A 23,244-nucleotide genomic window follows, 5' to 3' on the forward strand; every position below is an offset into this window, starting at 1 on the left:
CTGCATAATACCGAAAATTAGCCTTTTGTTTTCATTATAGTTGTTGATAAATCCTCATCGCATAGGCATCGGACATACTTGCAATATAATCACAAATGACACGTTTTTTCTGTTCATTTGGGGCATTTTGCCATTCTTCGGCAGTGTGACGAGGTAAAAGGCGAATAGGATCAGATTCAAAAATTTGGAACATTTCCGTCAACATTCTTTGCCCTTTATATTCAATTCTCTGTGTATCAACACTCCGAATCACATATTTCCACACAAATTTTTTGAATACATTAAGTGCCATCACCACCGGTTTGGGTAATTCTGCGTTATAACGTAACAAAGGCTCATCAAAATGCTCGGTAAGCATCCAACGTACATTAGTTATAAAAAAGTTGACTAATGCCCCAATGGCATTTTTTCGTTCAAAATGTTTGTCAGAGAAAAGCCCTTGGCTAATCTGTGGGATATTTTTTTCTAACCACGGATAAGGAATTTGCGCTAATGCGGCCTGGGCTTCTTGCCATTGATGTTGATTTACCATTTTGGTGACAATCGCATCTTCTAAATCATGTACGGCATAAGCAATATCATCCGCTAATTCCATAATACTGCAATCAAGAGATTTAAAACGGGTTTTTAAAAATTCGGCAGAAGTTGACCGCACTTTTTGTACTGACGTAAACAAAGTGCGGTCATTTTCACTGAGATTTTCCAACAACCAATGAAACATCGCCAAATCATCACGGAAAATGCCTTTCCCGGGTTTCCAATCACTGATTTTGATATAACGGGCATCAACTGAGGTTAAATGCGGTAAATGGGCATATTGTGGCGATGCGTTATCTAAAATAGTGGGATATTTGACAACACCAAGCAAGGTACGACGTGTTAAATTCATCCCTGCATTTTCCGTATAAGGTTCAAGTTTTGTCAGAATCCGGAACGTTTGCGCATTGCCTTCAAACCCACCATATTGATTCATCATAAAATTCAATGCCACTTCCCCACCATGCCCAAAAGGCGGATGGCCGATATCATGAGCAAAGCAGAGGCTTTCGATTAAATCATTGCTGGGTAATACCCCTTTAAGCTGCTTTTGTAGGTCTGTTTGTGCCCAATTTAATTGTTCGGATAAATGATGAAATGCCTCAGCATATTTTAGTTGTGCCACCAAACTACTTCCAATTTGAGCCACTTCTAAGGAATGGGTTAAACGGGTGCGATAAAAATCATTTTCGCCAATGGCGTGAATTTGGGTTTTCGCTTGCAAACAACGAAATGCAGCAGAATGTAAAATTCGTCCACGATCTCGGCGAAATGGCGGACGATAGTCTTTTTCACGGGGTAAATCGGGTATAAATCGTTCAGTCCAACGAGGGGATAAGGTATTTTTCATAGGGCTTAGACAAACACATAAATTATTTTAAACACCAAGGGGGCAAGGATAGCGCTGATAATGCCACAAAGCACCAAAGAAATCGAACTATAACTCCCCGCTTTGGGATGAATTTCCATACAGCTCACCGTACCCAAAGCGTGAGATACCGAGCCTACGGATAAACCTATCGCTTCTTGGTGGCGTAATCCGATTTTTTTCAAAATCAAGTAGCCAAAAATCGATCCTTGTAAACCGGCCAACACCACTCCTACGGCGGTAACCGCAGGCAGCCCACCCAAATGGGCGGAAACTTCCATCGCAATCGGTGTCGTAATGGATTTTGGCAATACTGTTGCCACCATTTCCGGTGTCGCCCCTAAAATTAAGGCAATCATTGCACCGCTAAACATTGAAAAGACAGAAGCAAGTAAGACAACAGAAAGAATAATACGCCATTGCTTGGCAATTTGCCGTAATTGTTCATAAAGTGGCAAGGCAAGCGCCACGATGCTCAGGCTCAATAAATGATTGATGGGGGCGTTGCCTTGCATATAGTCATCATAAGGAATTTTGCCCATCACTAAAATGGTGACTAGAATTAACACGGTTAGAATAAATGAGTTGAAAATAATGGATTTCCAACGCTTATTAATTTGGAGAGCAAGCCAAAATCCGAAAATCGTTAAAAAAGTATAAAGATAAAGGGAGTAATTCATCATTTTCCTCTAGTGTATTGGGTTTTCTTCTTGTGCTGTGCGCTTGGCTAACACTTTTTTACGTTTATGACGAAAGGATTGACGTTCAAACATCAGATTTGCCACAATACCGATAAAAACAAGTGTGGTACAAGTGCTAACGACATTCGGAATTAACAAAATATTCATTTGTTCCCATAGTAGATCGGAATACTTAATAATCCCCACGCTCACAGGGACAAACAACACCGCCATATAACGAATCAATAAACTTGCCCCCAAATAAATCCATTCCAAACGGATAATTTTTGTCGTCAAACCAACAAAAAGGAGCAACAGTCCCCAAATGCTGCCGGGCACACCAACAGGGATAAAATGGGCAATTTGATTACCAAGATAAAGCATAATGTAGAGGAGCAATAAGGAACGAACCAAAAGAAACAGCTTGTATAACATCTTTTTCCTTTTCAACTTTTCCAATAAAATTTAAAAAATATTTTACGCCTATTGCTTGAACCTTCGCTACCCTTTTTCTTGAAAAACACAAGAATTTATGCGTTTGATCAAAAAGCAGACTTATCGTTCATTTGCGCTGTAATTTGTTACAATAGCCAACTGCCTTTTTCAATGTAAGAAATTGCTCAATAATTCGCAGGAATGAATTTTAATAACGCTATGATTAAAAATACCATTATTTTAATTTCGCTACTTTTTTTAACCGCACTTTCAGCCCACGATCAGCCTTTCCGTAATTGTCTTGTGGTGGGAATCAGTGATGGCGATACCATCACTTGCTTGATGAGAGGGAATAAGCCGATTAAAGTCCGCTTGTCAGAAATTGATGCGCCGGAACGCAATCAACCTTTTGGCAAGAAAGCTAAACAACAGCTTTCGGCGCTCATTTATAAACGTTGGGTGAGTCTAAAAATAAGCGGTCAAGATCGCTATAAACGGACACTGGCAACTGTCTATTACAACGGAAAAAACATTAATCTTGAAATGGTGAAATCCGGTATGGCTTGGGCATATCAGCAATATCTTCGCCATTCTGTTTATTTAGAGGCGCAAGAAACAGCGCAGGTGAAACGATTGGGTTTATGGGCTGATCCTTCCCCTATTCCCCCCTATGAATGGCGCAAACAGGAGAGAAAATATGGCTTTTGATTATCAATCCTTTAAAGAAAATTTCCCTTATTTTAAACACCCTTATGCCACCGTGTATTTAGATAGTGCGGCGACAGCATTAAAACCCAATGTTTTAATTGAACGCACCGCTGAATTTTATGCCTCAGCAGGTTCGGTACATCGCAGCCAATATGATACTCAGCAAACCGCCCAATATGAACAGGTCCGCACACAAGTAAAACGGCTGATTAATGCAGAAGATGAAAAAGCGGTGATTTGGACATCAGGCACAACCCACGCCATTAATTTAGTAGCGAACGGGTTATTCCCCCATTTGAAAGCAGGCGATGAAATTCTAATAAGCCAAGCAGATCACCATGCGAATTTTGTCACTTGGTATGAAACCGCCAAAAAATGCGGAGCCACCCTGCGAGTTTTGCCGATTTTGGATAATTGGCTTATTGATGAAACGGCATTAAAACACGTCCTCAATGAGCACACAAAACTGGTGGCATTAAATTTTGTTTCCAATGTTACCGGCACGGAACAGCCTGTTAAACGCCTCATTCAAACGGTTCGCCAACACAGCAATGCCCTTGTTTTAGTCGATGCCGCCCAAGCAGTTAGCCATATTCAAATCGATTTACAAGATCTTGATGCGGATTTTCTCGCCTTTTCTGCCCATAAACTTTATGGACCAAACGGAATTGGCGTTTTAAGCGGAAAACTGACCGCACTTTCACAGCTCGCCCCTCTCTTTTTCGGTGGCAAAATGGTGGATCGTGTTTCAGCAGAAAACATTACTTTTGCCGATTTGCCCTATCGTCTTGAGGCAGGCACGCCTAATATCGCCGGTGTGATTGGCTTTAATGCCGTATTAGATTGGTTATCCCAATGGGATGTTACCCGTGCCGAGCAACACGCGGTGGCATTGGCGCAATCGGTGAAAGTGCGGCTAAAAGAGTATGCTAATTGTCGATTATTCAATTCCCCACAACCAAGCACGATTGTGTGCTTCACCTTTGAGGGAATAGACAGCTCGGATCTTTCTACCTTGCTTAGCGAACAACAGATTGCTTTGCGTGTGGGCGAACATTGCGCCCAACCCTATTTAGCAAGACTGGGAGAACGAACCACCTTACGCCTTTCTTTTGCCCCTTACAATACGCCGGAGGATGTGGCAAAATTCTTCGCTGCACTGGATAACGCTTTGGAACTTTTACAATGATCGACCAATTAAAACAAACCAAAAACTGGGAAGAACGCTACCGACTGATTATTCAAGCCGGCAAAAATTTGCCTCGCCCAAGTGATGAAGATCTTGCCAAAATGCAACAAATTCATGGCTGTGAAGCACAGATGTGGTTTCAAATTGTCCCTCAAAATGACCGCACTTTTCAATTCAGCGCCTTTAGCGAGACCCGCATTATGAACGGTTTGCTTTGGTTATTGTTAGAAAAAATCAATGGCAAAACCGCCGAGGAATTAAGTCAATTTGATCTCAGCGCTTTTTTTAGCGAACTCGGCATTGCACAACGTTTAAGTGAAACCCGTTTAAACGGCTTAAATCAAATTGGACAAAAATTAAAACAGTTATGTACTTAATTGAAACCTTCTTTAAATTGACTGCTCTTGAAAATGACATTTCAGAGCAAAGCCGCTTGCTGAATGTGGTTATCGATCAATGGCGTTATAACGGTCAAATTATCGGGCGTGAAATTCCGCTCTATTTGGTGGAAGAAAAGGCTCAACAAGGCTTTGCCATGCGTGTTATCTGCCCTGAGCAAGACAGCCTTTTACCTCAACATAATAATGTAGAGGTCGATGATGCCTTGGAAAAGGCTCAAAAGTGCGGTCTAATTTTTGAGGGTTTTCAAATTATGGGTGATGATCTCAATAGTGATCAAACCGCCTCAAACACGCATCCTGAATGGCAAATACTTTATACCACCCATTTACAAAGTTGCTCGCCGCTTCACAGTGGTGAAGATTTTTCCCCGATTCCCCTTTATAAACAATTGAAAAATCAACCGCACTTAAGCCAAGATGTGATTAAATGGCAGGAAAATTGGCAAGCCTGTGATCAGCTTCAAATGAATGGTGTAATTTTGGAACAACAAGCTCTAGAGGAAATCACCGATCATCAAAGCCGATTGGCAAAACACGGACGCTATTTGGCACAAGAAATCGAAAAAATAAGCCATATTCCCACCTACTATTATCTGTATCGAGTTGGCGGAAAATCCCTTGAAAATGAACAACATCGACACTGCCCTGAATGTGGTGGTAACTGGGCATTAAGTGAACCGATTTTTGAGATATTTCATTTTAAATGTGATCAATGTCGATTGATCTCAAATATTTCATGGAATTTTTTATAGCGAGAAAACACAATGAACAAGCAAGATTACGGATTAGCCTCACTGAAACTCGGTCAAAAAACCGACTACGCCAACGAATATGACCGCACCTTATTACAAGCCGTGCCAAGAGCCTTAAATCGTGATGATTTAGGTATTACTCAAAGCCAACCTTTCACCATTGGTGCCGATATTTGGACAGCCTACGAAATTTCGTGGCTGAATGAAAAAGGCGTGCCACAAGTAGCGATTGCCGATATTTATTTGGATCACCAAAGCCAAAACTTAATTGAATCGAAAAGTTTTAAACTCTATTTAAACAGCTTTAACCAAACAAAATTCGCCAATTTCAACCAAGTGGCACAAATTATGCAACAAGATTTAACAGAATGTGCCCAAGGTGAGGTGAAAGTGCGGTTAAATTCACTGGCGTTTTATCAAAACCAACAGATTGATACGTTACAAGGTGAATGTATTGATGAACAAGACATTGAAATTACGGACTATCAATTTAATGCGGGCTGGTTAGATAATTGCGTTTCTGATGAGGTGGTCGAAGAATATTTAGTCAGCCATTTATTGAAATCAAACTGTTTAATTACCAACCAACCGGACTGGGGTTCTCTTCAAATTCACTATGTGGGTAAAAAAATTGATCGGGAAAAATTATTACGTTACGTTGTCTCTTTTCGTCAGCATAACGAATTTCACGAACAATGTGTCGAGCGTATTTTTTGCGATTTAATGCACTATGCCAAACCACAAAAACTCACGGTTTACGCTCGCTATACCCGCCGTGGCGGTTTAGATATCAACCCTTTCCGTTCCAATTTTGAAAACTTACCGGAAAATTTACGTTTAGCCAGACAATAAGGATTGTTATGTCGAATATCCATTTTATCAACCCGAAAGGCAGCATGGCGTTACTCTCTCATCTCGAAGTAGAACGTCTTACCAAAACAGCCCAATCGGGGTTATACCAACTTTATCGTAATTGCTCCCTTGCAGTACTCAATTCCGGGGCGATCACCGATGATAGCCGAGCGCTTCTCCAACAATATACCGATTTTGATATTCATCTTGTGGCGCGTGAACGAGGGGTGAGTTTAGAACTTCATAATCCCCCGGAGCGTGCCTTTGTGGACGATAAAATTATTGCCAATATTCAGCACCACCTTTTTGCGGTATTGCGTGATATTTTATTTGTTAATTTATTGCATCAAGATACCCCAATGCAGGATAGCAAACAAATCACAAACCAGGTTTTCTCTATTTTACGCAATGCGAAAGCATTGATTGTGGGCGAACATCCTAATTTAGTCGTCTGCTGGGGCGGTCATTCAATCAATGAAGTGGAATATCAGTATTGTCGCCAAGTGGGATTAGAGCTGGGCTTACGAGAAATGAATATCATCACCGGCTGTGGCACGGGGGTGATGGAAGCGCCAATGAAAGGAGCGGCAATCGGACACGCCAATCAACGTTATAAAAACAGCCGTTTTGTGGGTATCACCGAGCCGTCTATTATTGCTTCCGAACCGCCTAACCCCATTGTGAACGAACTGATTATTATGCCGGATATCGAAAAACGTCTGGAAGCCTTTGTTCGTATGGGGCATGGCATTTTAATTTTTCCGGGCGGCCCGGGGACTTTTGAAGAACTGCTCTATGTCCTCGGCGTAAAACTCAATCCGGAAAATAAAGCGCAGCATTTACCGGTGATTTTAACCGGGCCAAAAGAAAGTGCGGATTATTTTGCCACGATTGATCGCTTTATTGGAGAAGTTCTTGGTGAAGAAGCGCAAAAACTGTACAGCATTGTGATTGATGATCCGGTAACGGTGGCACGCCATATGAAAAAAGCCATGGAAGAGGTGAAAACCCAACGCCGTCAAACGAATGATTCTTACGGCTTTAATTGGTCGCTAAAAATTGATCCACGTTTTCAACATCCTTTCGACCCAACCCATGAAAACATGGCAAATTTAGCGTTACATTTTAATCAATCCAAAATGGATCTCACCGCCAATCTCCGCCGAGTTTTTTCCGGTATTGTTGCCGGCAATATCAAACCTCAAGCACAAGATGCCATTGCCCAATTCGGAAAATTTAAACTCAAAGGCGACCGCACTTTAATGGAAAAAGTCGATACCGTCCTACAAGATTTCATTCAACAACACCGAATGAAACTCCCAACCGGCAAAGCCTATGAGCCTTGTTATGAGATTGTGAGGTGAAGTAAGGTGAGGTTTGGGAAGTTAATCTGACAGGCTCTAGTTTAAAAGGGAGAAGTCAGATTAACTTTATAACTATGAACGCTTATTAATAAGCCACTCAACTAATCCTGCGCTAATAACTAACTCCGCCATTTTATTCCCGTTTATTAAATTTACTCCTTGTGATTTGTAAGAATCAATATCAAGATCACCTAATCCTGAATGGTAAACATAATACATCTCATCATAGCCATATTGTTTATATTCTGATGTGAAACTTGAAATGTATCCATCTAATTCATGTTTATTTGTGTCTGATTTTATTTGCACAAAAACACGCTTTTGAATAGATGGAGAATACAAATCAAGATCAATACCCTTTTCTGTTTTCCCTAAAACGGAATAACGTTGCCAACCTAATTTTGAAAAAACCAAATCTGTTAATAATTCAAAATCTTGCCACCAAAGTCCTTTAATTAGTTTTTCTACCTTTTCTTTTAAATTATCAAAAGCATTCTTTGCCTCTTCAACTTCAACAATAGTTTCACCATTAATACGACGAATAAGGTAATCTTCCAATTCAACAGAACAAATAGTTCCCCTATATGCTTGAACTTTTGTAATTCTTCCATCAAGATTATCAACTAATAGTTCCTCACCATTTATATCAGAACAAGACCATTTTCCATTATTGCTAATCACTTTTCTTGTTCTTGAACCATCGCTTTCTTCAATAACATTTGAACTGCAAAATGCCCAATATAGTTTTCTACCAAAAAACGTAATCCAAAGCGTATTTTCATCTAACTGATAAAAATCTTTAATTTGTCTTACATGGTTTGTTGCTGCTCCAGAATGTTTTGACCAAAAAGCATAACAATTATCCCATTGATTATTTATACATTCTTTGTGAATTTCAGAACCTGCCTCATATCCTAATCTGATAGTATTGGTTGTTTCTATGCAATCTTTTTCCCAAGCTCCACCAGCACCTAATTTTATGAAGCGAATATTACTTGGATTAATTTTAGTCATGATCTTTTCCTCATATTATTTATTGAACCGCACATATTATAACCGACATATCATCATAAAAACACCCCGGCTCTTTTAATTCTTTCTGATAATATCGCAATTTTTCTAAAATTCCCTTATTATAACTCCAAATTATTTGAAGCCAACGTAAACCAATCCCATCTGTTAATCTATCGGTACATAACAATAATGTTTCCCCTTCTTTAATTTCAATTTCTTTAAAGAAAATTTTATCTTGGAAGGCTGAATTATCTGCGACCAAACAAGAAGAAATACCGCCATAAATTGAGGCATAATCATTAGGATTTTGCTCTTTTTTTAATTCTAGTATTTCTGACAAAATAGAATGATCCTCTGTAATCTGTTCCCATTCACCTTCTTTAGAAATTAAATAAGCTCGACTATCGCCTACGCTTAATATTTTGGCCTTTCGTTCAATTTGGTTAATTTCTGTGGCGACCAATGTTGTGGCTGAACCAAAATAACGATCAGCGAGAGCTTCCGATAATTTATCTTGCAAATAAATGACGCTTTCAACATTTAATTCCTTTAGATCTTTTAATGCGTCTATCACCGCTTTACTCGCCTTTCTCGGGCAAGGGCTATGATAAACACCGTCTGCTACACCAATAATAAAGTGCGGTCGATTTTCTATGCGTTTTTCCGGTTTTTTAAAGGCATATTGAAAAACAGATTCATCGTTAAATAAAGCATCTTGATTATATTTTTTATGTTTTCTGGCTTGTTGACAAAAACTGATTTCGCAAATTTGTTCCATTTTCCCACCCATTATTCTATTACCTGATTAAGTAATTTATCTATTGCTTTCAAGGCATCAAGTGCGGTCATTTCTAGGCTTAAAAAGTGCATTTTAGGCACACCGCTATCTTGCGGAGTAATCCGAATAAAACCGCCCTTTTTCATTTTTGCCGTGCGTTCGGAAAAATAGCGCACCGTTGGAATCGCTTTACCGGCTCCCAATTCAATCACGACCAAATTTTCCACTATTTTTAACCATTCATCCAACCGCACTTTTTTGAAATCTTGATAACGGCTTGAATAGCTCCAATCATCAAACATCAGTACATTTTGGCGGGCTAAACCATTACAATAAGGGCAATACGGTTTTTCACTGATTAAACGTAGTTTTTCATTATCAACTTCCGGTTTAAAATCAACTGCCGACCAACTTAAATCTCGACAATTTTCAATATATTGCTGGCGCTCCAATGTGCCGTGAACTTCATAAACCCGACTTTCATCAAAACCAGCCTTTTGAAAATGCCCATCCACATTACTGGTAAAAACAAAATAACCGTGGCGTTTATTTGCCGCCCAACGTTTTAAAATTTGGTATCCGTCGTGCGGGACAGCATTACGGTATTGAACGAGGCGATGCACATAAAACCAATAAGCGAGTTCCGGATTTCGCTGATAAGCAAACGGCGTAGCAATATCTTCAAAGTCAATGCGATACTCACGAAATGCCGGATAAGCATTCCAAAACCCGCCTACACTGCGAAAATCCGGCAACCCTGAATCGACACTCATTCCCGCTCCGGCAGTAATCAAAATACCATCTGCTTTTTTAATCAATTCTACGGCGTAATTCAAATCATTTTTCATTTTCGCACCTTAATTTTCTAAAAAGTCAAAATCTAATTCAGGGAAGTTTTGTTTAGTAAAAATGGTACAATCTTTAACATTACTATATTCAATATCTAAGTAATACAATTTTTTTAATGGTAATAATGGGGTGTAATCTTCAATTCGATTCCCAGCCAAATTTAGCTCTTCAATATTTATTAACTTAGAAATAAATTTTATCTCTTTGAGATTTAAAGAATCTATACCAAGATAATCTAATTTCTTAAAGTTAGATAAATAATTCAATTGATTTTTATTAATAGGATTATCACTAATATCTAGTAGAATTAAATTGATTAATTTTCTTAGTGGTGAAATATCACTAATGTTATTACTAGCCAAGTCCAACTCTTCAAGCTGTATCTTATCTTCCAGTACGGAAATATCGCTAATTTTTGCCTTTTCCCTTTGGTCTACTATTAAATTTTTTAATTTTTTTGAATGTTCAAGAGGAGAAATATCTGTAATAAAATTATCAGAAATATCTAATAATGTCAGATTAGATTTATTTCTTAATGACTCAATATGATAAAGATTGCATTTTGATAGACTCACCTCTCTTAAATTATTCAAATGTTTTAAATCTGAAATATGATTTAAGTGATTATTATCCATAATTAAACACTCTAATTTCTTACAATATTTCAACGATTTAATATTTCTTACACCGGCACTCTCACAATAAAGTTTTTTCAAATTTTGGCAAAAACGGATACAGCTAAAATTTTTTACCCACTTTTCTTCTTCACCTAAAAGTTTATTCATTGAAGAATATTCAAAATATTCCAACTCTTTTAGTGAGCGTAGAAATTTAAGATCTAATACCCTTTCTTTTCTTATAGAACATCTGATCTTAAGCCATTTCAGTTTTTTAAAATGGCTTAAAAGATGGAGATCAACAAAATCATTATAACTCAAATCTAATTTTTCTAACGAGTTTGCAAGTGCAATAATAGGTTTGAGTTTATTTTCATATACTCTACTAATATTTAATGATTTTAAATTTTTAAGTTTTCGCAAACAGTTTAGATTAATGTTATAACAACCTTCCAAGTTTAATTCTTCCAGTTGTGTCATTTCACCAATAGCCTTACTTAATGCTTTAACAGTCTCTTTATTCTTTCCATGTGTGACTTCATATAAACTTAGGCTTTTTAAATTTTCCATTTTATTAAGCATTTCAAAATGCTCAGCACGAATATGATTAGCTTTTAACTTTATTAAACCGGTTAATTTTTGAATATCAAAATTAATATAGCCAATTTCTAGTTCTTCCAAATTAGTTAAATTTTCTAGCTCATTAATATTATCTAACCTTTCATCAGGAATACTTAATCGTTTTAAATTTGTTAAATGTTCAAAAGGTAAGTTTTTTAAGTTATACATCCACCCACAAATATTTAATTTTTCTAACTGTTGTAATAATATTTTCCAACATTCAGGTAAACAATTAAAGCCTACATCATCTATATCTAATAATGATATTGACTTTAAAGACATTAATTTTTCTAAATAATCAAACTCTCTTAGAATATTAGGATTTTTCCTTTGAAATCTACGATAATAATAGAGATAAGAGTTACTCTTTTCTCCTATATCCGTAGTGAGATTGATATATAATACTGACTTAAATTTTTCATTCGATTTCTCCCATACATCCCGCCATTCTTGAATTAAACGTTGATCAGTCATTTTTTCACCTCATTTTCTTTATCAAAAAACTCTGCCCAACCAAGAGCAAATCTCACTTTTTTCTCATATTTTTCCTCTACAATTTTCCGTCTAAAATTTTTATCTTTTTTAGAAACAAACCGATCTTTTTCAAGTTGATCCAATATTCTTTCTGCCCGCATAAAGCCTATTTGAAATCGGCGTTGTATCGCTGAAACTGAAACAAATTGGCGCTCTAAAATAAATTGTTTTACATCGTTTAAAAGGGGATCTTTATTCATATTTTTTCCTCCTGCTCTATGCTCTCTCATAGGCTTTAAATCCTTTTAAAAAGTAAAAAATTGTTTTAATCGGATAAAAAACATACAAAAACTAATTTAATTGAATAAAAAACAATCAAAAATATGTTTTTGAGATAAAAAAATAGCAGCAGAAAATTGCTGCTATTTAAAATCTATCGAATTTTTGACCGCACTTAGTTACTAGATCGAGCAGCCTTATTTAGCAAGACTTTCACAATTTTCGGCACACCTTCGCCGGCCTTTTCTTTCACTGCAACAACGTGCTTGCGAATAAAACCGGTGTTAGGATTCGGGTCAACAAGATAAATTGCTGCACCATAAGGGGCTTCATTGACTAAACCATTGGTGGGATAAACCTGTAACGATGTACCAATCACGATCACGATATCCGCTTTTTTTACTAACTTGACCGCCTGATCTAACATGGGTACATTTTCCCCAAAGAAAACAATATGCGGACGCATTGGATGACCGTGGTTATCTTTATCGTCAATATGCTGATCGCCCAAGCAAGGAACGACGTAATCCGTATTAAAGCTACTTCTCGCTTTGTTCAGCTCACCGTGCAAATGCAATACATTTTGGCTGCCTGCACGTTCGTGCAAATCATCTACATTTTGAGTGATGATCTGCACATCATAAGCCTTTTCAAGCTCTACTAAAGCGAGATGAGCCGCATTCGGTTGAGCCGCTTGAGCATTACGACGGCGTTCATTATAAAATTCCAACACCTTAGCCCGGTTCTTTTTCAAGGCTTCGGGCGTGCAAACTTCTTCAATGTTATACCCAGCCCACAAACCATCTTCCGCGCGAAAAGTCGGAATGCCACTTTCGGCACTGATACCGGCACCGGTTAAAACAACACAAATTGGTTTATTCATATTTTTCTCCATTTTTATTACCACGATAAACTTTAATGGTTAAAGCCAATTTACTCATTTCATAGGCTTTGAATTAGGATAAAAAGTTTAAAATCCGATTTTTTTCGATTGAGTAAAATCCGGTTTAAGATGGCATTCATCCTGTAACGCATTAAGCCACATTCTTATCTCTTCAAAAGGGGCGAATTGATGACGGCGAGATACCGCAGCAAAATCGCCCGGAGTGAGTAATCCCAGTCCTTCAATAAAATATAACGCCTCTTCGTTCAATTCCCCTAGCCCTAACTGCCGAGCCTGATGTTTTGCAAAATTCTGTCGTTGCGTTGGGGTAAGATAATCAAATTTCAATTTGAGATCGAAACGTCGCAAGGCAGCCGGATCGAGTGAATCCATTAAATTGGTCGAAACCACCAATAAACCCTCGAATCGCTCAATTTGAGTGAGCATTTCATTAACTTGTGAACGCTCCCAACTTCTTTGCGCCCCGTCACGGGAAAACAAAAAGCTATCCACTTCATCAAATACCAAAACACAATTATCGCTTTTGGCTTGATCAAAAGCCTGCGCAATTTTTTGCTCTGTCCCTCCCACATAAGGATCAAGTAAATCCGATCCTTGTCTGAGCAATACAGGCATCTCCAACTGCTCGGCAAGCCAACCCGCCCAAGCCGTTTTGCCAGTGCCCGGAGGACCATAGCAACAAATTCGTCCTTTTTTATTACGCTTTAATCCTTCACTGACCTGTCGAATATTCGTTTGGCACGATACCCAATCCAAGTCATACGCCATTTTCCCCTCAATAAGGGGTTGAATTTTGGCTTTTCTCTGTGACTGCAAGGTCTGATTAAATAAATTCAATAACACCTCGGCAAAGGTTTTATTTTGTAAATCGACTTGCCCGGCAACTTTAATTGCACGATCTAAAATCGCCGGCGTTAATGACCGCTCTTTAGCGAAATGTTGAATATAGCCTTCCGATAATTTGTCCCCCGCTAATGAACGAATCAACTCCGCTTTATTTTTTATTGGCAAATCCGGCATTTCCAAAATAAAATCAAAACGGCGTAAAAAAGCCTCGTCAATGCCATAAACGGAATTAGAAAGCCAGATCATCGGTACCGCATTATTTTCTAACAATTGATTTAGCCATGCTTTATTTTTCTGAGCAACAGACCGCTCAAAAAATGAACCGGCAAATACATCTTCTATTTCATCAAAAATAAGTAAGTTATTTTGGCTTCGTTCCAATAAAGTTTGCGATAAACGGCAATGATTAAGACGATCTTCAGCAAAAATCACATCGCCATCTTCATCCATATAAGCGATGTTATAAGCCGTTAAATTTAACGATGTAGCTAATAAATTTGCCAGTTCCGTTTTTCCCGTTCCCGGCGCACCATAAATAAGAAAATTCACGCCTTTTTGCTTTTTCTCAATCGCTTGTTGAAGATAATTTCGCATCATGATGTGCTTATCTTCAATATGTTGAAATTGTGTCAAAGACAACTTTGGCGACTCGCTCAGTATCACACTATTTTTCAATAATTTTTCTTCATCTAAGGGAAAAAACAAAAATTCATCAGGATCTAAGGTTTCCCCCCATTCAATATATTCATCAATATCGGTTGAGCGATAATTACGGTGTAATAAACCATATTGAAATAATTTTCCGTTCTTTTTCAATACAGGGCGAAGAATATTACGAGGAAATACTAATAATTTCGCTAAAAAATCCACTGCCTGAGTAAGACTTTTCGGTGAGAAATAATTAAAGACCTCCTCAAAATCCTTTTCGAGTTTTAAATGTAATGATAAGCGCAAAATTCCTACTTCCGCTTCATTCAGCGATAAAAGTTGTGCTAACTGCAACAAATTTTCCTCTGCTTGTTGCCAATTTTCATCGGAAAGTGCGGTCATTTTTTGCAATGTTTTATAACGAGGTTTAAGTAATTGCACGACAATTTCAGGTAGATTTTCTTCTTTTTCCAATTTATTCGGCAGCCCCAATGCTCGCGCCACTTCATCACTTTTCCAGCGAGATTCCTCAAAAAGCGTTTCCAGCCCTTTATGCTCAAACAATACTTTTAGCATCATTTTTTCGGTATAAAGTGATACGGTTGGTGGGTTTAATTTGTATTCTTTTTTCGCTGCTGTCATTTTATCGCTCCTATAAAAAATACCTTTTGTCTTGTGACAAAAGGTATTTTAGGGGTTAATGCGACATTTGGTGTCGTTATAGTTTTTTAATCTCTAATTCCTTTATTTTATCTAAATTTTCTGTGATTACATCTAATAAAGGTTTCCATAATTCAAAAATTTGATCGGCTAGTTCACCGCTTGGAATTTTACTTAAAACTTCAGCATCCCAGTTTAATAAATTTCCTTCTAGCCATTTCCACATAGCCCACCATTTACTCGACTTGAAATCAGCTTTTATCTCTTCCTCATCAAAAATATCTTGCAATAATTTATGTAATTCTCCATATTTTTCCTTATGACAATAAATTCCATAGTACCCATTTCTAAAGTTTCTCTCTGAAAATTCAATGCCAACTCCCCAATAAATATTCTCTTGATCAAGAAAAATACCCGCTTCTTTCTCCGTAGCATATCCATTAAAATTACACTTCCAACCATAATTATTTAATGCTTTATAATTTTTTTCAAATCTTTCTTGTAACTGATTAACTAACGTACCAGCTAAATTTTCATATAGCTGTTCATAGGAATCAAGTATATTCAATGCTGAATATAAGGCCTCATTATTTTCTTTTTCTAGTAAATAATTAACTAAATCATTAGCTCTTTCAGTATTTCCCATAAGTTCCTCCTTTAAGAACTTTTTAAAATCATAACAAAATTGTCTAACTGCCGGTGCAACAATTAATGTATTATCTAGCCATTTAATCAAATCTTCAGCAGATAATAGTATTGCATTCTGATGATTAATTAATTCCTCCCACTCACTTTCCGAAATAGAACTTTCTGAAGGATTATGTTTAAAAACAGGAAGATAAATTAAGCAATAGTCTGCACCTTTGTATCTTTCTATATCAATACGATAATCTTTAAGTTGTTCTTCTTGATCGGAAGCAAATCTCAGTTTATTTTCAATGGATACTATCCAACGTCGTTTATTATCAAGAAAACCTTCAATAAAAATATCATGGCGGCGATTTTCTCTTGTTGGTTTTTCTACGCTTACTTTAGTGCTGTTATAAGCTAAAAAGTTATGTTTCCCAATAAATTTTAGAAAACTGTTTAAAAATAAATCACCCTGTCCATGTATTTCTTTTGGATCTAACAAAAACGCAAGAATCTTTGATAGCCCTATTTCATCGGTTCGCATAAATTGAAAAGGGTTAAAACGATTTGAGTTATAAAGTTCCGTTTTTCTCCGTTCACTTTCAAACTCATCCAGTTTTTGCTTGATTGAAAGCAAGTTATTGATAATTTCATTCATAATGAAATATTTCTCCTATTTTTAGTTTAGAATATTTTCCCAGATAGCCAATGTTTCAGGCTGAATAACGCCTTTTTCTGAGCCCAATTTTATTGCTAATTGTTGTAGATTTTTAGCTAACCCAAGGTGTCCGCAATAATGTAAACTTCTAATAATTCGAGATATTTTTTTGCTTTCATGCCCTATATTACGAAGCCACACTTTTCTCTCTGCTAATTCCGGTTTTGCAAAAACCCTATCGCCTTCTCTATATAAACAAAAATAATCAAGAATAAAATCAATAGAATGAAGATATTTTCTTTGGATGTCAGGATGATTATTAAAAAACTGTTGTTCTTCTTGTGTGAATACAGGAATAGATTTATTCCATTTTGAACTTTCAATAACAGGATATAGCCAAGGTATAAAAAAATAGGCATCGCCTAATAATTTAGGCGGCATATTCCACATATCTTGTAATGACAAATGATGTTGGCTATTACGTTTTTCTAAATAAAATTCAATGACAGGATGCATAACATTTACTCTTGAATTTAGAATATAATAATTAAGCTAAATATCGCTTAATATTTTTCTAAAACTTACCAATACTAAAAAAAAAAAACGGTTTTTCAATAGATTTTTTTAAATTTAAAAAAAAATCTAGAACAGTTCTTGAATAAACAAGAAACAATCGTTCAAATAAAATGTTAACCACCAATGCGACAATTTGTGTCGTGCTAAACGCTTTCCCGGCTAATTTCTTCTATTTCTTCGCCAAATTTCGCCATCCACCAATTTAGCATTTCGCTTTCAACCACAGTCGCTTGTATGAGGTAAGTTTCCCCCTCGTCAATCATCGTTTGGTCGGTGGATAACGGTGTTTCGGTTAAATGGAACCCCGCCCATTTTGCAATTCGGAAAGTAAAACGAATTTTTTTGCCGTTACCAAAGCCAAAATGTTGTTCGGCAAGATAATTCTTTAAGTTAAACACCGGGCGTTCAAAAGTAAAAGTGGTGGCGTTGGCGGTGATAAAACGGTGCAAGGCAAGATGTTTAATTTTATCGTTTTCATATTGCACCACTAAATAATAAGCCGGATCTTGTTGTACAAGGGCAAGCGGCTTGACTTCAGCCTGATGTTCTATACTTGATTGATTACGATAATGCACTTTTAGTAGGCGGTTATGGTAAAGTGCGGTACTAATTTCATTAAAAATTTGCGGATCAATTTGTGCCGGTAAAAGCGGTTGAGCGGTCGGGGCAATGGCAACTTTATCAAGCCATTCCGCCCCTGATTTTTTATTATTGTCGTACACCAAATTATATTCGGCTTGTTGAAAAAAACCGTCCATAGAACTCATAATTCCTGCGGGCAAAATACCTTTCAGATATTGTTTGGCAAGCATCAGTACGAGGGATTGTTGCTCATTTAAAATAGGCAAATCCAATCCCTTGGCATTTGGTTTCCAACGATAACCATAAGGACGATCACGCATATCACATTCAATATCAAACTGCTCACAAAGTTTTTGCATTTGCCGTTGAATTGTACGAATATCACGTTTAATCCCAAGGTCTTTCAATTTTTTCTGTACTTCAGCTGCCGTAATCGCCCCGGTTTTAGGAATAAAACGTAGGATTTCTAAATTTGATTGTAAATAGCCTGATTGAGCCATTATTCCCCCTTTTCCGAGTAATTTATCCGTTTTTCAATATGTCTTTCCAACTTACGCTTTTCTTCATCACTGAGAAAAGCGGCACGGATGGCATTTTCAAGCAACTGTTGAGCTTCGTTTTCATTTAGTTGGTATTCTCGTGCCAATAAATCAAATTCTTGCTGAATGTTGGTTTGAGAAACAGTCATATTGTCGGTGTTTAAGGTGGCAAGAATCCCTTTAGCTAGGAATGTTCTAAGGGGATAACTGTTTAAATGGTTGATAGCCTTAGTTTGTAAATTACTGCAAGGGCACATTTCTACAGCAATATGGCGGTGGGCTAAAGATTGCATAACGGATTCTGATTCCGCCGCACGAATGCCGTGTCCGATACGGCTTGCACCAAGGTCAATCGCCTGTTGAACATTCTCCGCTCCTGCCGCTTCACCGGCGTGAATGGTGAAAGGCACACCGAGCGATTTGGCAAGTTCAAATTCTTTGGCAAAATTCATTGTCGGATAACCGGCTTCAGGACCGGCTAAATCCACGGCTACCACGCCTGCTTTTCCACTTGAAAGGTATTTCTTCGCCATTCGTACGGTTTCTAAATTCCCTTCTTGCGAACCAATGCCACGCAAACAACAAAGGATTAAATTAGCTTTAAATAATCGGCTTCCTGTTAATCCTTCTTGTAAACCCACTAGGGCGGCTTCCACCACCTGTGATTGTGTTAAACCTTTTTGTGTGTGAAGTTGTGGGGCAAAACGAATTTCAACATAAGCTAACCCTTGTTGATCTAGGCGTTTTAATAAATCAGATACCGCAGAGCGGATGGCTTCCGGGCTTTGCAGTAAAGAAACGGGAATCGCAAAGCAACTGAGATATTGATTAAGATCGGCGCAATCTTGCGGAACTGAAATCAAAGAAAGAAGTTGTTCAATATTTTGGGCGGGTAAGTCGATATTCTGTTTTTCTGCCCATTCAACCATCCATTCAGGGGAAAGTGAGCCGTCTAGGTGAAGGTGCAAATCAATCAGACCATATTTTGCAAAATTTTTCATTGTATTACTCATTCGTTAGAAAAAAATTGCACGATATTTTAATGGGAAAGGGCTAGGAGGACAATATTAAAACAGTAGTGATGTCTTCGTTATAAAAAAACTGCACCTACGTCAGCTAGCATTTAGCTCAACCTTTGAGGTGCAGATCAAATTAATCTTACGTTTTACCGTCTATTTTTTTCTCTCAATCCATTTTCCGTCAATAAAATCAACAATCCACTTTGTGGCTTTACCGTTTTTTTCTGAAGTCACATATTGTTTTTTCTCTTTACGGCTAAAACGAATAATCGCTTCATTTCCTTCAGGATCTTTTAGCGGTGCATCAGCAAGATAGGCTAATTTTTCCGGTAAACGTTCCCGATACAAAGCAAGCTCTGCCACTTTTGTAGGTCGGGTTTCCCGTGATTTAGGGAAATTATGGGCAGACATAAACACCCCACTTGCACCGTCACGCAACACAAAATAAGCATCCGATTTTTCGCATTTTAATTCAGGGAAATGTACCGGTTCTTCTTTTGGTGGCGCCACTTCACCATTTTTCAAAATTTTGCGTGTATTATCACATTTTGTACAAGCCATATATTTGCCGAAACGACCTAATTTCAAGTGCATATCCGCACCGCATTTGTCACATTCAACAATTGGCCCGTCATAGCCTTTAATCTTAAAAGAGCCCTCTTCAATCAAATAGCCATCGCAATTTGGATTGTTACCACAAATATGAATTTTACGATTTGCATCAATAACATAGCTGTCCATTGCGGTACCACATTTTGGACAACGTTTACGTTCCATCAACGCTTTTGTTTCGGAAGATTCATCCAATACGTTGAGTAATTCCGCTTCAGGAATTAAATTAATCGTGGTTTTGCAACGTTCTTTAGGCGGTAAAGCATAGCCGGTACAACCTAAAAATACCCCGGTGCTGGCCGTACGAATCGCCATATTTCTACCACAGGTCGGGCATTTAATATCCGTTTCCACCAAACTATTCGGACGCATACCGCCTTCAAGTTCATCTAATTCCGCTTTTGATAATTGATTGGAAAAATCTTTGAAAAACTGATTTAATTCCGTTTTCCAATTTGCCGAACCTGAAGCGATTTGATCCAGCACATTTTCCATATTGGCTGTGAAATCATAATTCATCAAATCACCAAAGGATTCATTAAGCCTATCGGTAACGATTTCGCCCATTTTTTCAGCATAAAAACGGCGATTTTCTGTTCTCACATAGCCACGTTCTTGAATGGTGGAAATAATTGCCGCATAAGTGGAAGGACGACCAATTCCCCGCTTTTCTAGTTCTTTGACTAAAGCAGCCTCAGTAAAACGAGCCGGCGGCTTAGTGAAATGCTGGGTAGGCTGTACTTCTTTTAATGCCAATTTTTCAGCAACATTGACTTCTGGCAATTCTTGATCTTCAGGATTTTTTCCGATTTGTGGTAAGACTTTCGTCCAACCATCGAAACGTAAAATTCGCCCTTTTGCTTTTAATGTATAATCACTGGCGGTGACAGTCAGGGTGCTGCTATCATATTGTGCCGGTGGCATTTGGCAGGCTAAGAATTGACGCCAAATCAAATCATAAAGACGCACGGCATCTTTATCCATTCCTTCTAACTGTTCAGGGAGTATGTTCACATCTGATGGGCGAATCGCTTCGTGGGCTTCTTGGGCATTTTCTTTGCTTGAATAAAAATTCGGTTTTGCCGGTAAATATTGTGCACCAAAACGATGTTCAATATAGTGACGAGCCATATTGAGCGCATCTTGACTTAAATTTGTCGAGTCAGTACGCATATAGGTGATATACCCCGCCTCATAAAGACGTTGAGCCAGCATCATGGTTTTTTTCACACCAAAACTCAAACGGGTACTCGCCGTTTGTTGCAATGTTGAAGTAATAAAAGGTGCACGAGGGCGTGAACTGGTGGGTTTGGTATCTAAATCTGTGACAACGTAATCTGAAACACTGAGAAAATCGACCGCACTTTGTGCCGCTTTCTGATTTTTAGGATCAAATTTCTTGCCTTGATAATCCGTTACCTCTAAACGGATATTTTTTTTGCCTTGAGTTTGAGTGAGAACAGCAACTTCCCAATATTCTTCCGGTTGGAATGCTTTAATTTCCCGTTCACGTTCGACCAAGAGTTTAACCGCTACAGATTGTACACGTCCGGCAGATAAACCCCGGGCGACTTTTTTCCATAAAAGTGGTGAAACCATAAAGCCCACAACCCGATCTAAAAATCGGCGTGTTTGCTGCGCATTGACACGATCCATATTCAAATGTTCCGGTTTCTCGAAGGCTTGTTTTATCGCATTTTTGGTAATTTCATTAAACACCACACGACTAAAACGTTCATCATCACCCCCAATCACTTCTCGTAAATGCCAAGCAATAGCCTCCCCTTCTCTATCCAAATCGGTAGCAAGATAAATATGATCGGCTTTTTTGGCGAGATTTTTTAATTCAGCGACAACTTTTTCTTTCCCCGGCAAAATTTGATAGTTTGCTTTCCAATCATGATAAGGATCAATCCCCATTCGTTTTACCAGCGCATTACGTTCTTTCTCTGCTTTCACCTTTGCTTTTTCGTCCGCACTCATCCCTTTGGTTGAGATGGGTTTGGCTTTTTCACCGGTGCTTGTCCCCACGGTGGGTAAGTCACGAATATGCCCTACGCTGGATTTCACCACATATTGATTGCCCAGATATTTATTAATGGTTTTCGCTTTTGCCGGTGACTCGACAATCACCAAAGATTTACTCATTTGATTACCTAATTTTGCTAGCATTTTGTAAAAATGGCGGTATAGTGCAAACTTACGCTAGCAAAATCAAGTTTTTTTTGAAAAAAGGGACATAAATGGACAAGCTCAATGCGATTTCTATTTTTTGTAAGATTGTCGAAACGCAAAGTTTTACACAAGCGGCAACACAGCAAAATATGTCTGTTGCGATGGCAAGCAAATTGCTTTCTCAATTAGAAGAACACCTTAAAACCCGTTTGTTACAACGTACTACAAGAAAGATTATGCCCACAGAAGCCGGTATGATGTATTACCAACGCTGTCAAGGTATCTTACAAGATTTAGACGAGGCCGATGCAAGTATCAGCAATATGACAACAACCCTACAAGGTAACCTGTTGATTTCTGTTCCTCGAGATTTTGGGTTATTATTCATCTCCCCTAACCTTCCGATGTTTATTGCGGCCCACCCTAATTTACATGTTGAGGTGGAATTTAACGATAAAAAAATCGATTTACTTGCTGAGGGTTATGATCTTGCTTTACGCATTGGCTATATGCAAGATAGTTCTTTAGTGGCTCGTAAGATCAGCACTTCTAGCATTCACTTTGCTGCCTCTCCCCGTTATCTTGAGCGATTCGGTATACCAAGTTCCCCGAATGACCTAGAACAGCATGAAGGATTACTTTATAAAAGCACATTAAATCAAGTAAATTGGCAAGGTGCACGACTCAACCAAACCCAGCGTTTTAAAATTAAATCAAAAGTTGTGAGCAATAATGGGCTAGCCCTTTTAGATATGGCAAAAGCAGGGCTTGGCATTGTGAATTTACCCCGTTTTATTTTAGATGCTGCCTTTAAAACAGGGGAATTAGTGGAGATTTTACCGGAATACAAACAACAAGAATTAGAGATTCACGTGGTCTATCCAAATCGCCGACATTTACCGGCAAAAGTACGGGCATTTATTGAATTTTTAACAAGTTTAGGGCTCTGCTCTGAGCTTTGATTTAGGGTTATTTGT

At 38.0% G+C, this 23,244-nt stretch carries 22 protein-coding genes; 7 read left to right on the forward strand and 15 right to left on the reverse strand.

Annotated features, from left to right (window positions below):
• Positions 1–34: 34 nt before the first annotated feature.
• From BKK50_RS07860 to BKK50_RS07870, 3 genes are read right to left on the reverse strand one after another with little or no spacing between them, the layout of a single operon-like run.
• Positions 35–1,387: an anti-phage deoxyguanosine triphosphatase gene (locus BKK50_RS07860; RefSeq protein WP_077416968.1), complete on the reverse strand. Its 1,353-nt coding sequence runs from the start codon at positions 1,385–1,387 to the stop codon at positions 35–37.
• Positions 1,388–1,392: 5 nt separating this feature from the next.
• Complete coding sequence (locus tag BKK50_RS07865; RefSeq protein WP_077416970.1) at positions 1,393–2,088, reverse strand: CidB/LrgB family autolysis modulator; 696 nt, start codon at positions 2,086–2,088, stop codon at positions 1,393–1,395.
• Positions 2,089–2,094: 6 nt separating this feature from the next.
• Positions 2,095–2,520, reverse strand: a complete 426-nt coding sequence (locus BKK50_RS07870; protein WP_077416972.1) for a CidA/LrgA family protein — start codon at positions 2,518–2,520, stop codon at positions 2,095–2,097.
• A 219-nt stretch (positions 2,521–2,739) separates the two neighbouring features.
• Here BKK50_RS07870 and BKK50_RS07875 point away from each other — a divergent pair, with 219 nt between their 5' ends.
• Genes BKK50_RS07875 through ppnN form a run of 6 tightly spaced genes read left to right on the forward strand, consistent with a single transcriptional unit; the run spans position 2,740 to position 7,786 of the window.
• Positions 2,740–3,228: a thermonuclease family protein gene (locus BKK50_RS07875; protein WP_077416974.1), complete on the forward strand. Its 489-nt coding sequence runs from the start codon at positions 2,740–2,742 to the stop codon at positions 3,226–3,228.
• Entirely contained in the window at positions 3,218–4,417 is a 1,200-nt protein-coding gene (locus tag BKK50_RS07880; RefSeq protein ID WP_077416976.1) for a cysteine desulfurase, read from the forward strand. Before BKK50_RS07875 ends, BKK50_RS07880 begins: the two co-directional genes overlap by 11 nt.
• Complete coding sequence (locus BKK50_RS07885; protein ID WP_077416978.1) at positions 4,414–4,794, forward strand: SufE family protein; 381 nt, start codon at positions 4,414–4,416, stop codon at positions 4,792–4,794. The genes BKK50_RS07880 and BKK50_RS07885 overlap by 4 nt, the downstream gene beginning before the upstream one ends.
• A complete protein-coding gene (locus tag BKK50_RS07890; RefSeq protein ID WP_077416980.1) occupies positions 4,785–5,570 on the forward strand; it encodes a Zn-ribbon-containing protein in 786 nt (261 codons plus the stop codon). Before BKK50_RS07885 ends, BKK50_RS07890 begins: the two co-directional genes overlap by 10 nt.
• A gap of 12 nt (positions 5,571–5,582) precedes the next feature.
• On the forward strand, positions 5,583–6,422 hold the full coding sequence (gene queF / locus BKK50_RS07895; protein ID WP_077416982.1) for an NADPH-dependent 7-cyano-7-deazaguanine reductase QueF: 840 nt from the start codon (positions 5,583–5,585) through the stop codon (positions 6,420–6,422).
• Positions 6,423–6,430: 8 nt separating this feature from the next.
• Positions 6,431–7,786 carry a nucleotide 5'-monophosphate nucleosidase PpnN gene (gene ppnN / locus BKK50_RS07900; RefSeq protein ID WP_077416984.1) on the forward strand — a complete coding sequence of 452 codons (1,356 nt, stop codon included), beginning with the start codon at positions 6,431–6,433 and terminating at the stop codon, positions 7,784–7,786.
• A gap of 72 nt (positions 7,787–7,858) precedes the next feature.
• On the opposite strand, the gene BKK50_RS07905 is transcribed toward ppnN, so the two are convergent.
• The 12 genes from BKK50_RS07905 to topA form a co-directional block, all read right to left on the reverse strand.
• A complete protein-coding gene (locus tag BKK50_RS07905; RefSeq protein ID WP_077416987.1) occupies positions 7,859–8,800 on the reverse strand; it encodes a restriction endonuclease in 942 nt (313 codons plus the stop codon).
• A 19-nt stretch (positions 8,801–8,819) separates the two neighbouring features.
• Positions 8,820–9,578 carry a PP2C family protein-serine/threonine phosphatase gene (locus tag BKK50_RS07910; RefSeq protein ID WP_077417044.1) on the reverse strand — a complete coding sequence of 253 codons (759 nt, stop codon included), beginning with the start codon at positions 9,576–9,578 and terminating at the stop codon, positions 8,820–8,822.
• A gap of 11 nt (positions 9,579–9,589) precedes the next feature.
• Positions 9,590–10,426: an SIR2 family NAD-dependent protein deacylase gene (locus BKK50_RS07915; protein WP_077416990.1), complete on the reverse strand. Its 837-nt coding sequence runs from the start codon at positions 10,424–10,426 to the stop codon at positions 9,590–9,592.
• 9 nt (positions 10,427–10,435) lie between these two features.
• Positions 10,436–12,139 (reverse strand): leucine-rich repeat domain-containing protein, encoded by a 1,704-nt coding sequence (locus tag BKK50_RS07920; RefSeq protein WP_077416992.1) that lies wholly within the window; start codon positions 12,137–12,139, stop codon positions 10,436–10,438.
• A complete protein-coding gene (locus tag BKK50_RS07925) occupies positions 12,136–12,399 on the reverse strand; it encodes a DNA translocase FtsK (RefSeq protein ID WP_158074658.1) in 264 nt (87 codons plus the stop codon). The genes BKK50_RS07920 and BKK50_RS07925 overlap by 4 nt, the downstream gene beginning before the upstream one ends.
• A 194-nt stretch (positions 12,400–12,593) precedes the next feature.
• Positions 12,594–13,301, reverse strand: a complete 708-nt coding sequence (locus BKK50_RS07930) for an SIR2 family NAD-dependent protein deacylase (protein ID WP_077416996.1) — start codon at positions 13,299–13,301, stop codon at positions 12,594–12,596.
• A gap of 87 nt (positions 13,302–13,388) precedes the next feature.
• Positions 13,389–15,458: an AAA family ATPase gene (locus tag BKK50_RS07935; RefSeq protein WP_244149435.1), complete on the reverse strand. Its 2,070-nt coding sequence runs from the start codon at positions 15,456–15,458 to the stop codon at positions 13,389–13,391.
• 76 nt (positions 15,459–15,534) lie between these two features.
• The gene (locus BKK50_RS07940) at positions 15,535–16,764 is read right to left on the reverse strand and encodes a PD-(D/E)XK nuclease family protein (protein ID WP_077416998.1); all 1,230 of its coding nucleotides are present in this window, start codon (positions 16,762–16,764) and stop codon (positions 15,535–15,537) included.
• A gap of 21 nt (positions 16,765–16,785) precedes the next feature.
• Entirely contained in the window at positions 16,786–17,280 is a 495-nt protein-coding gene (locus BKK50_RS07945) for an opioid growth factor receptor-related protein (protein ID WP_077417000.1), read from the reverse strand.
• Positions 17,281–17,483: 203 nt separating this feature from the next.
• Positions 17,484–18,422 (reverse strand): helix-turn-helix transcriptional regulator, encoded by a 939-nt coding sequence (locus tag BKK50_RS07950; RefSeq protein ID WP_077417003.1) that lies wholly within the window; start codon positions 18,420–18,422, stop codon positions 17,484–17,486.
• On the reverse strand, positions 18,422–19,462 hold the full coding sequence (gene add, locus BKK50_RS07955) for an adenosine deaminase (RefSeq protein WP_077417005.1): 1,041 nt from the start codon (positions 19,460–19,462) through the stop codon (positions 18,422–18,424). The genes BKK50_RS07950 and add overlap by 1 nt, the downstream gene beginning before the upstream one ends.
• A gap of 171 nt (positions 19,463–19,633) precedes the next feature.
• Complete coding sequence (gene topA / locus BKK50_RS07960) at positions 19,634–22,240, reverse strand: type I DNA topoisomerase (RefSeq protein ID WP_077417007.1); 2,607 nt, start codon at positions 22,238–22,240, stop codon at positions 19,634–19,636.
• A 95-nt stretch (positions 22,241–22,335) separates the two neighbouring features.
• On the opposite strand from topA, the gene BKK50_RS07965 reads away from it, so the two are divergent.
• Positions 22,336–23,229 (forward strand): LysR family transcriptional regulator, encoded by an 894-nt coding sequence (locus BKK50_RS07965; RefSeq protein ID WP_077417009.1) that lies wholly within the window; start codon positions 22,336–22,338, stop codon positions 23,227–23,229.
• Positions 23,230–23,244 lie beyond the last annotated feature (15 nt).

The organism is Rodentibacter rarus, assembly GCF_001998965.1.
In the GTDB taxonomy this organism is placed as follows: Bacteria; Pseudomonadota; Gammaproteobacteria; order Enterobacterales; family Pasteurellaceae; genus Rodentibacter; species Rodentibacter rarus.

Coding starts and splice junctions, on each gene's coding strand:
- BKK50_RS07860 (WP_077416968.1), bottom strand. CDS start 1,387: ATGAAAAATACCTTATCCCCTCGTTGGACTGAACGATTTATACCCGAT.
- BKK50_RS07865 (WP_077416970.1), bottom strand. CDS start 2,088: ATGATGAATTACTCCCTTTATCTTTATACTTTTTTAACGATTTTCGGA.
- BKK50_RS07870 (WP_077416972.1), bottom strand. CDS start 2,520: ATGTTATACAAGCTGTTTCTTTTGGTTCGTTCCTTATTGCTCCTCTAC.
- BKK50_RS07875 (WP_077416974.1), top strand. CDS start 2,740: ATGATTAAAAATACCATTATTTTAATTTCGCTACTTTTTTTAACCGCA.
- BKK50_RS07880 (WP_077416976.1), top strand. CDS start 3,218: ATGGCTTTTGATTATCAATCCTTTAAAGAAAATTTCCCTTATTTTAAA.
- BKK50_RS07885 (WP_077416978.1), top strand. CDS start 4,414: ATGATCGACCAATTAAAACAAACCAAAAACTGGGAAGAACGCTACCGA.
- BKK50_RS07890 (WP_077416980.1), top strand. CDS start 4,785: ATGTACTTAATTGAAACCTTCTTTAAATTGACTGCTCTTGAAAATGAC.
- queF (WP_077416982.1), top strand. CDS start 5,583: ATGAACAAGCAAGATTACGGATTAGCCTCACTGAAACTCGGTCAAAAA.
- ppnN (WP_077416984.1), top strand. CDS start 6,431: ATGTCGAATATCCATTTTATCAACCCGAAAGGCAGCATGGCGTTACTC.
- BKK50_RS07905 (WP_077416987.1), bottom strand. CDS start 8,800: ATGACTAAAATTAATCCAAGTAATATTCGCTTCATAAAATTAGGTGCT.
- BKK50_RS07910 (WP_077417044.1), bottom strand. CDS start 9,578: ATGGAACAAATTTGCGAAATCAGTTTTTGTCAACAAGCCAGAAAACAT.
- BKK50_RS07915 (WP_077416990.1), bottom strand. CDS start 10,426: ATGAAAAATGATTTGAATTACGCCGTAGAATTGATTAAAAAAGCAGAT.
- BKK50_RS07920 (WP_077416992.1), bottom strand. CDS start 12,139: ATGACTGATCAACGTTTAATTCAAGAATGGCGGGATGTATGGGAGAAA.
- BKK50_RS07925 (WP_158074658.1), bottom strand. CDS start 12,399: ATGAATAAAGATCCCCTTTTAAACGATGTAAAACAATTTATTTTAGAG.
- BKK50_RS07930 (WP_077416996.1), bottom strand. CDS start 13,301: ATGAATAAACCAATTTGTGTTGTTTTAACCGGTGCCGGTATCAGTGCC.
- BKK50_RS07935 (WP_244149435.1), bottom strand. CDS start 15,458: ATGACAGCAGCGAAAAAAGAATACAAATTAAACCCACCAACCGTATCA.
- BKK50_RS07940 (WP_077416998.1), bottom strand. CDS start 16,764: ATGAATGAAATTATCAATAACTTGCTTTCAATCAAGCAAAAACTGGAT.
- BKK50_RS07945 (WP_077417000.1), bottom strand. CDS start 17,280: ATGCATCCTGTCATTGAATTTTATTTAGAAAAACGTAATAGCCAACAT.
- BKK50_RS07950 (WP_077417003.1), bottom strand. CDS start 18,422: ATGGCTCAATCAGGCTATTTACAATCAAATTTAGAAATCCTACGTTTT.
- add (WP_077417005.1), bottom strand. CDS start 19,462: ATGAAAAATTTTGCAAAATATGGTCTGATTGATTTGCACCTTCACCTA.
- topA (WP_077417007.1), bottom strand. CDS start 22,240: ATGAGTAAATCTTTGGTGATTGTCGAGTCACCGGCAAAAGCGAAAACC.
- BKK50_RS07965 (WP_077417009.1), top strand. CDS start 22,336: ATGGACAAGCTCAATGCGATTTCTATTTTTTGTAAGATTGTCGAAACG.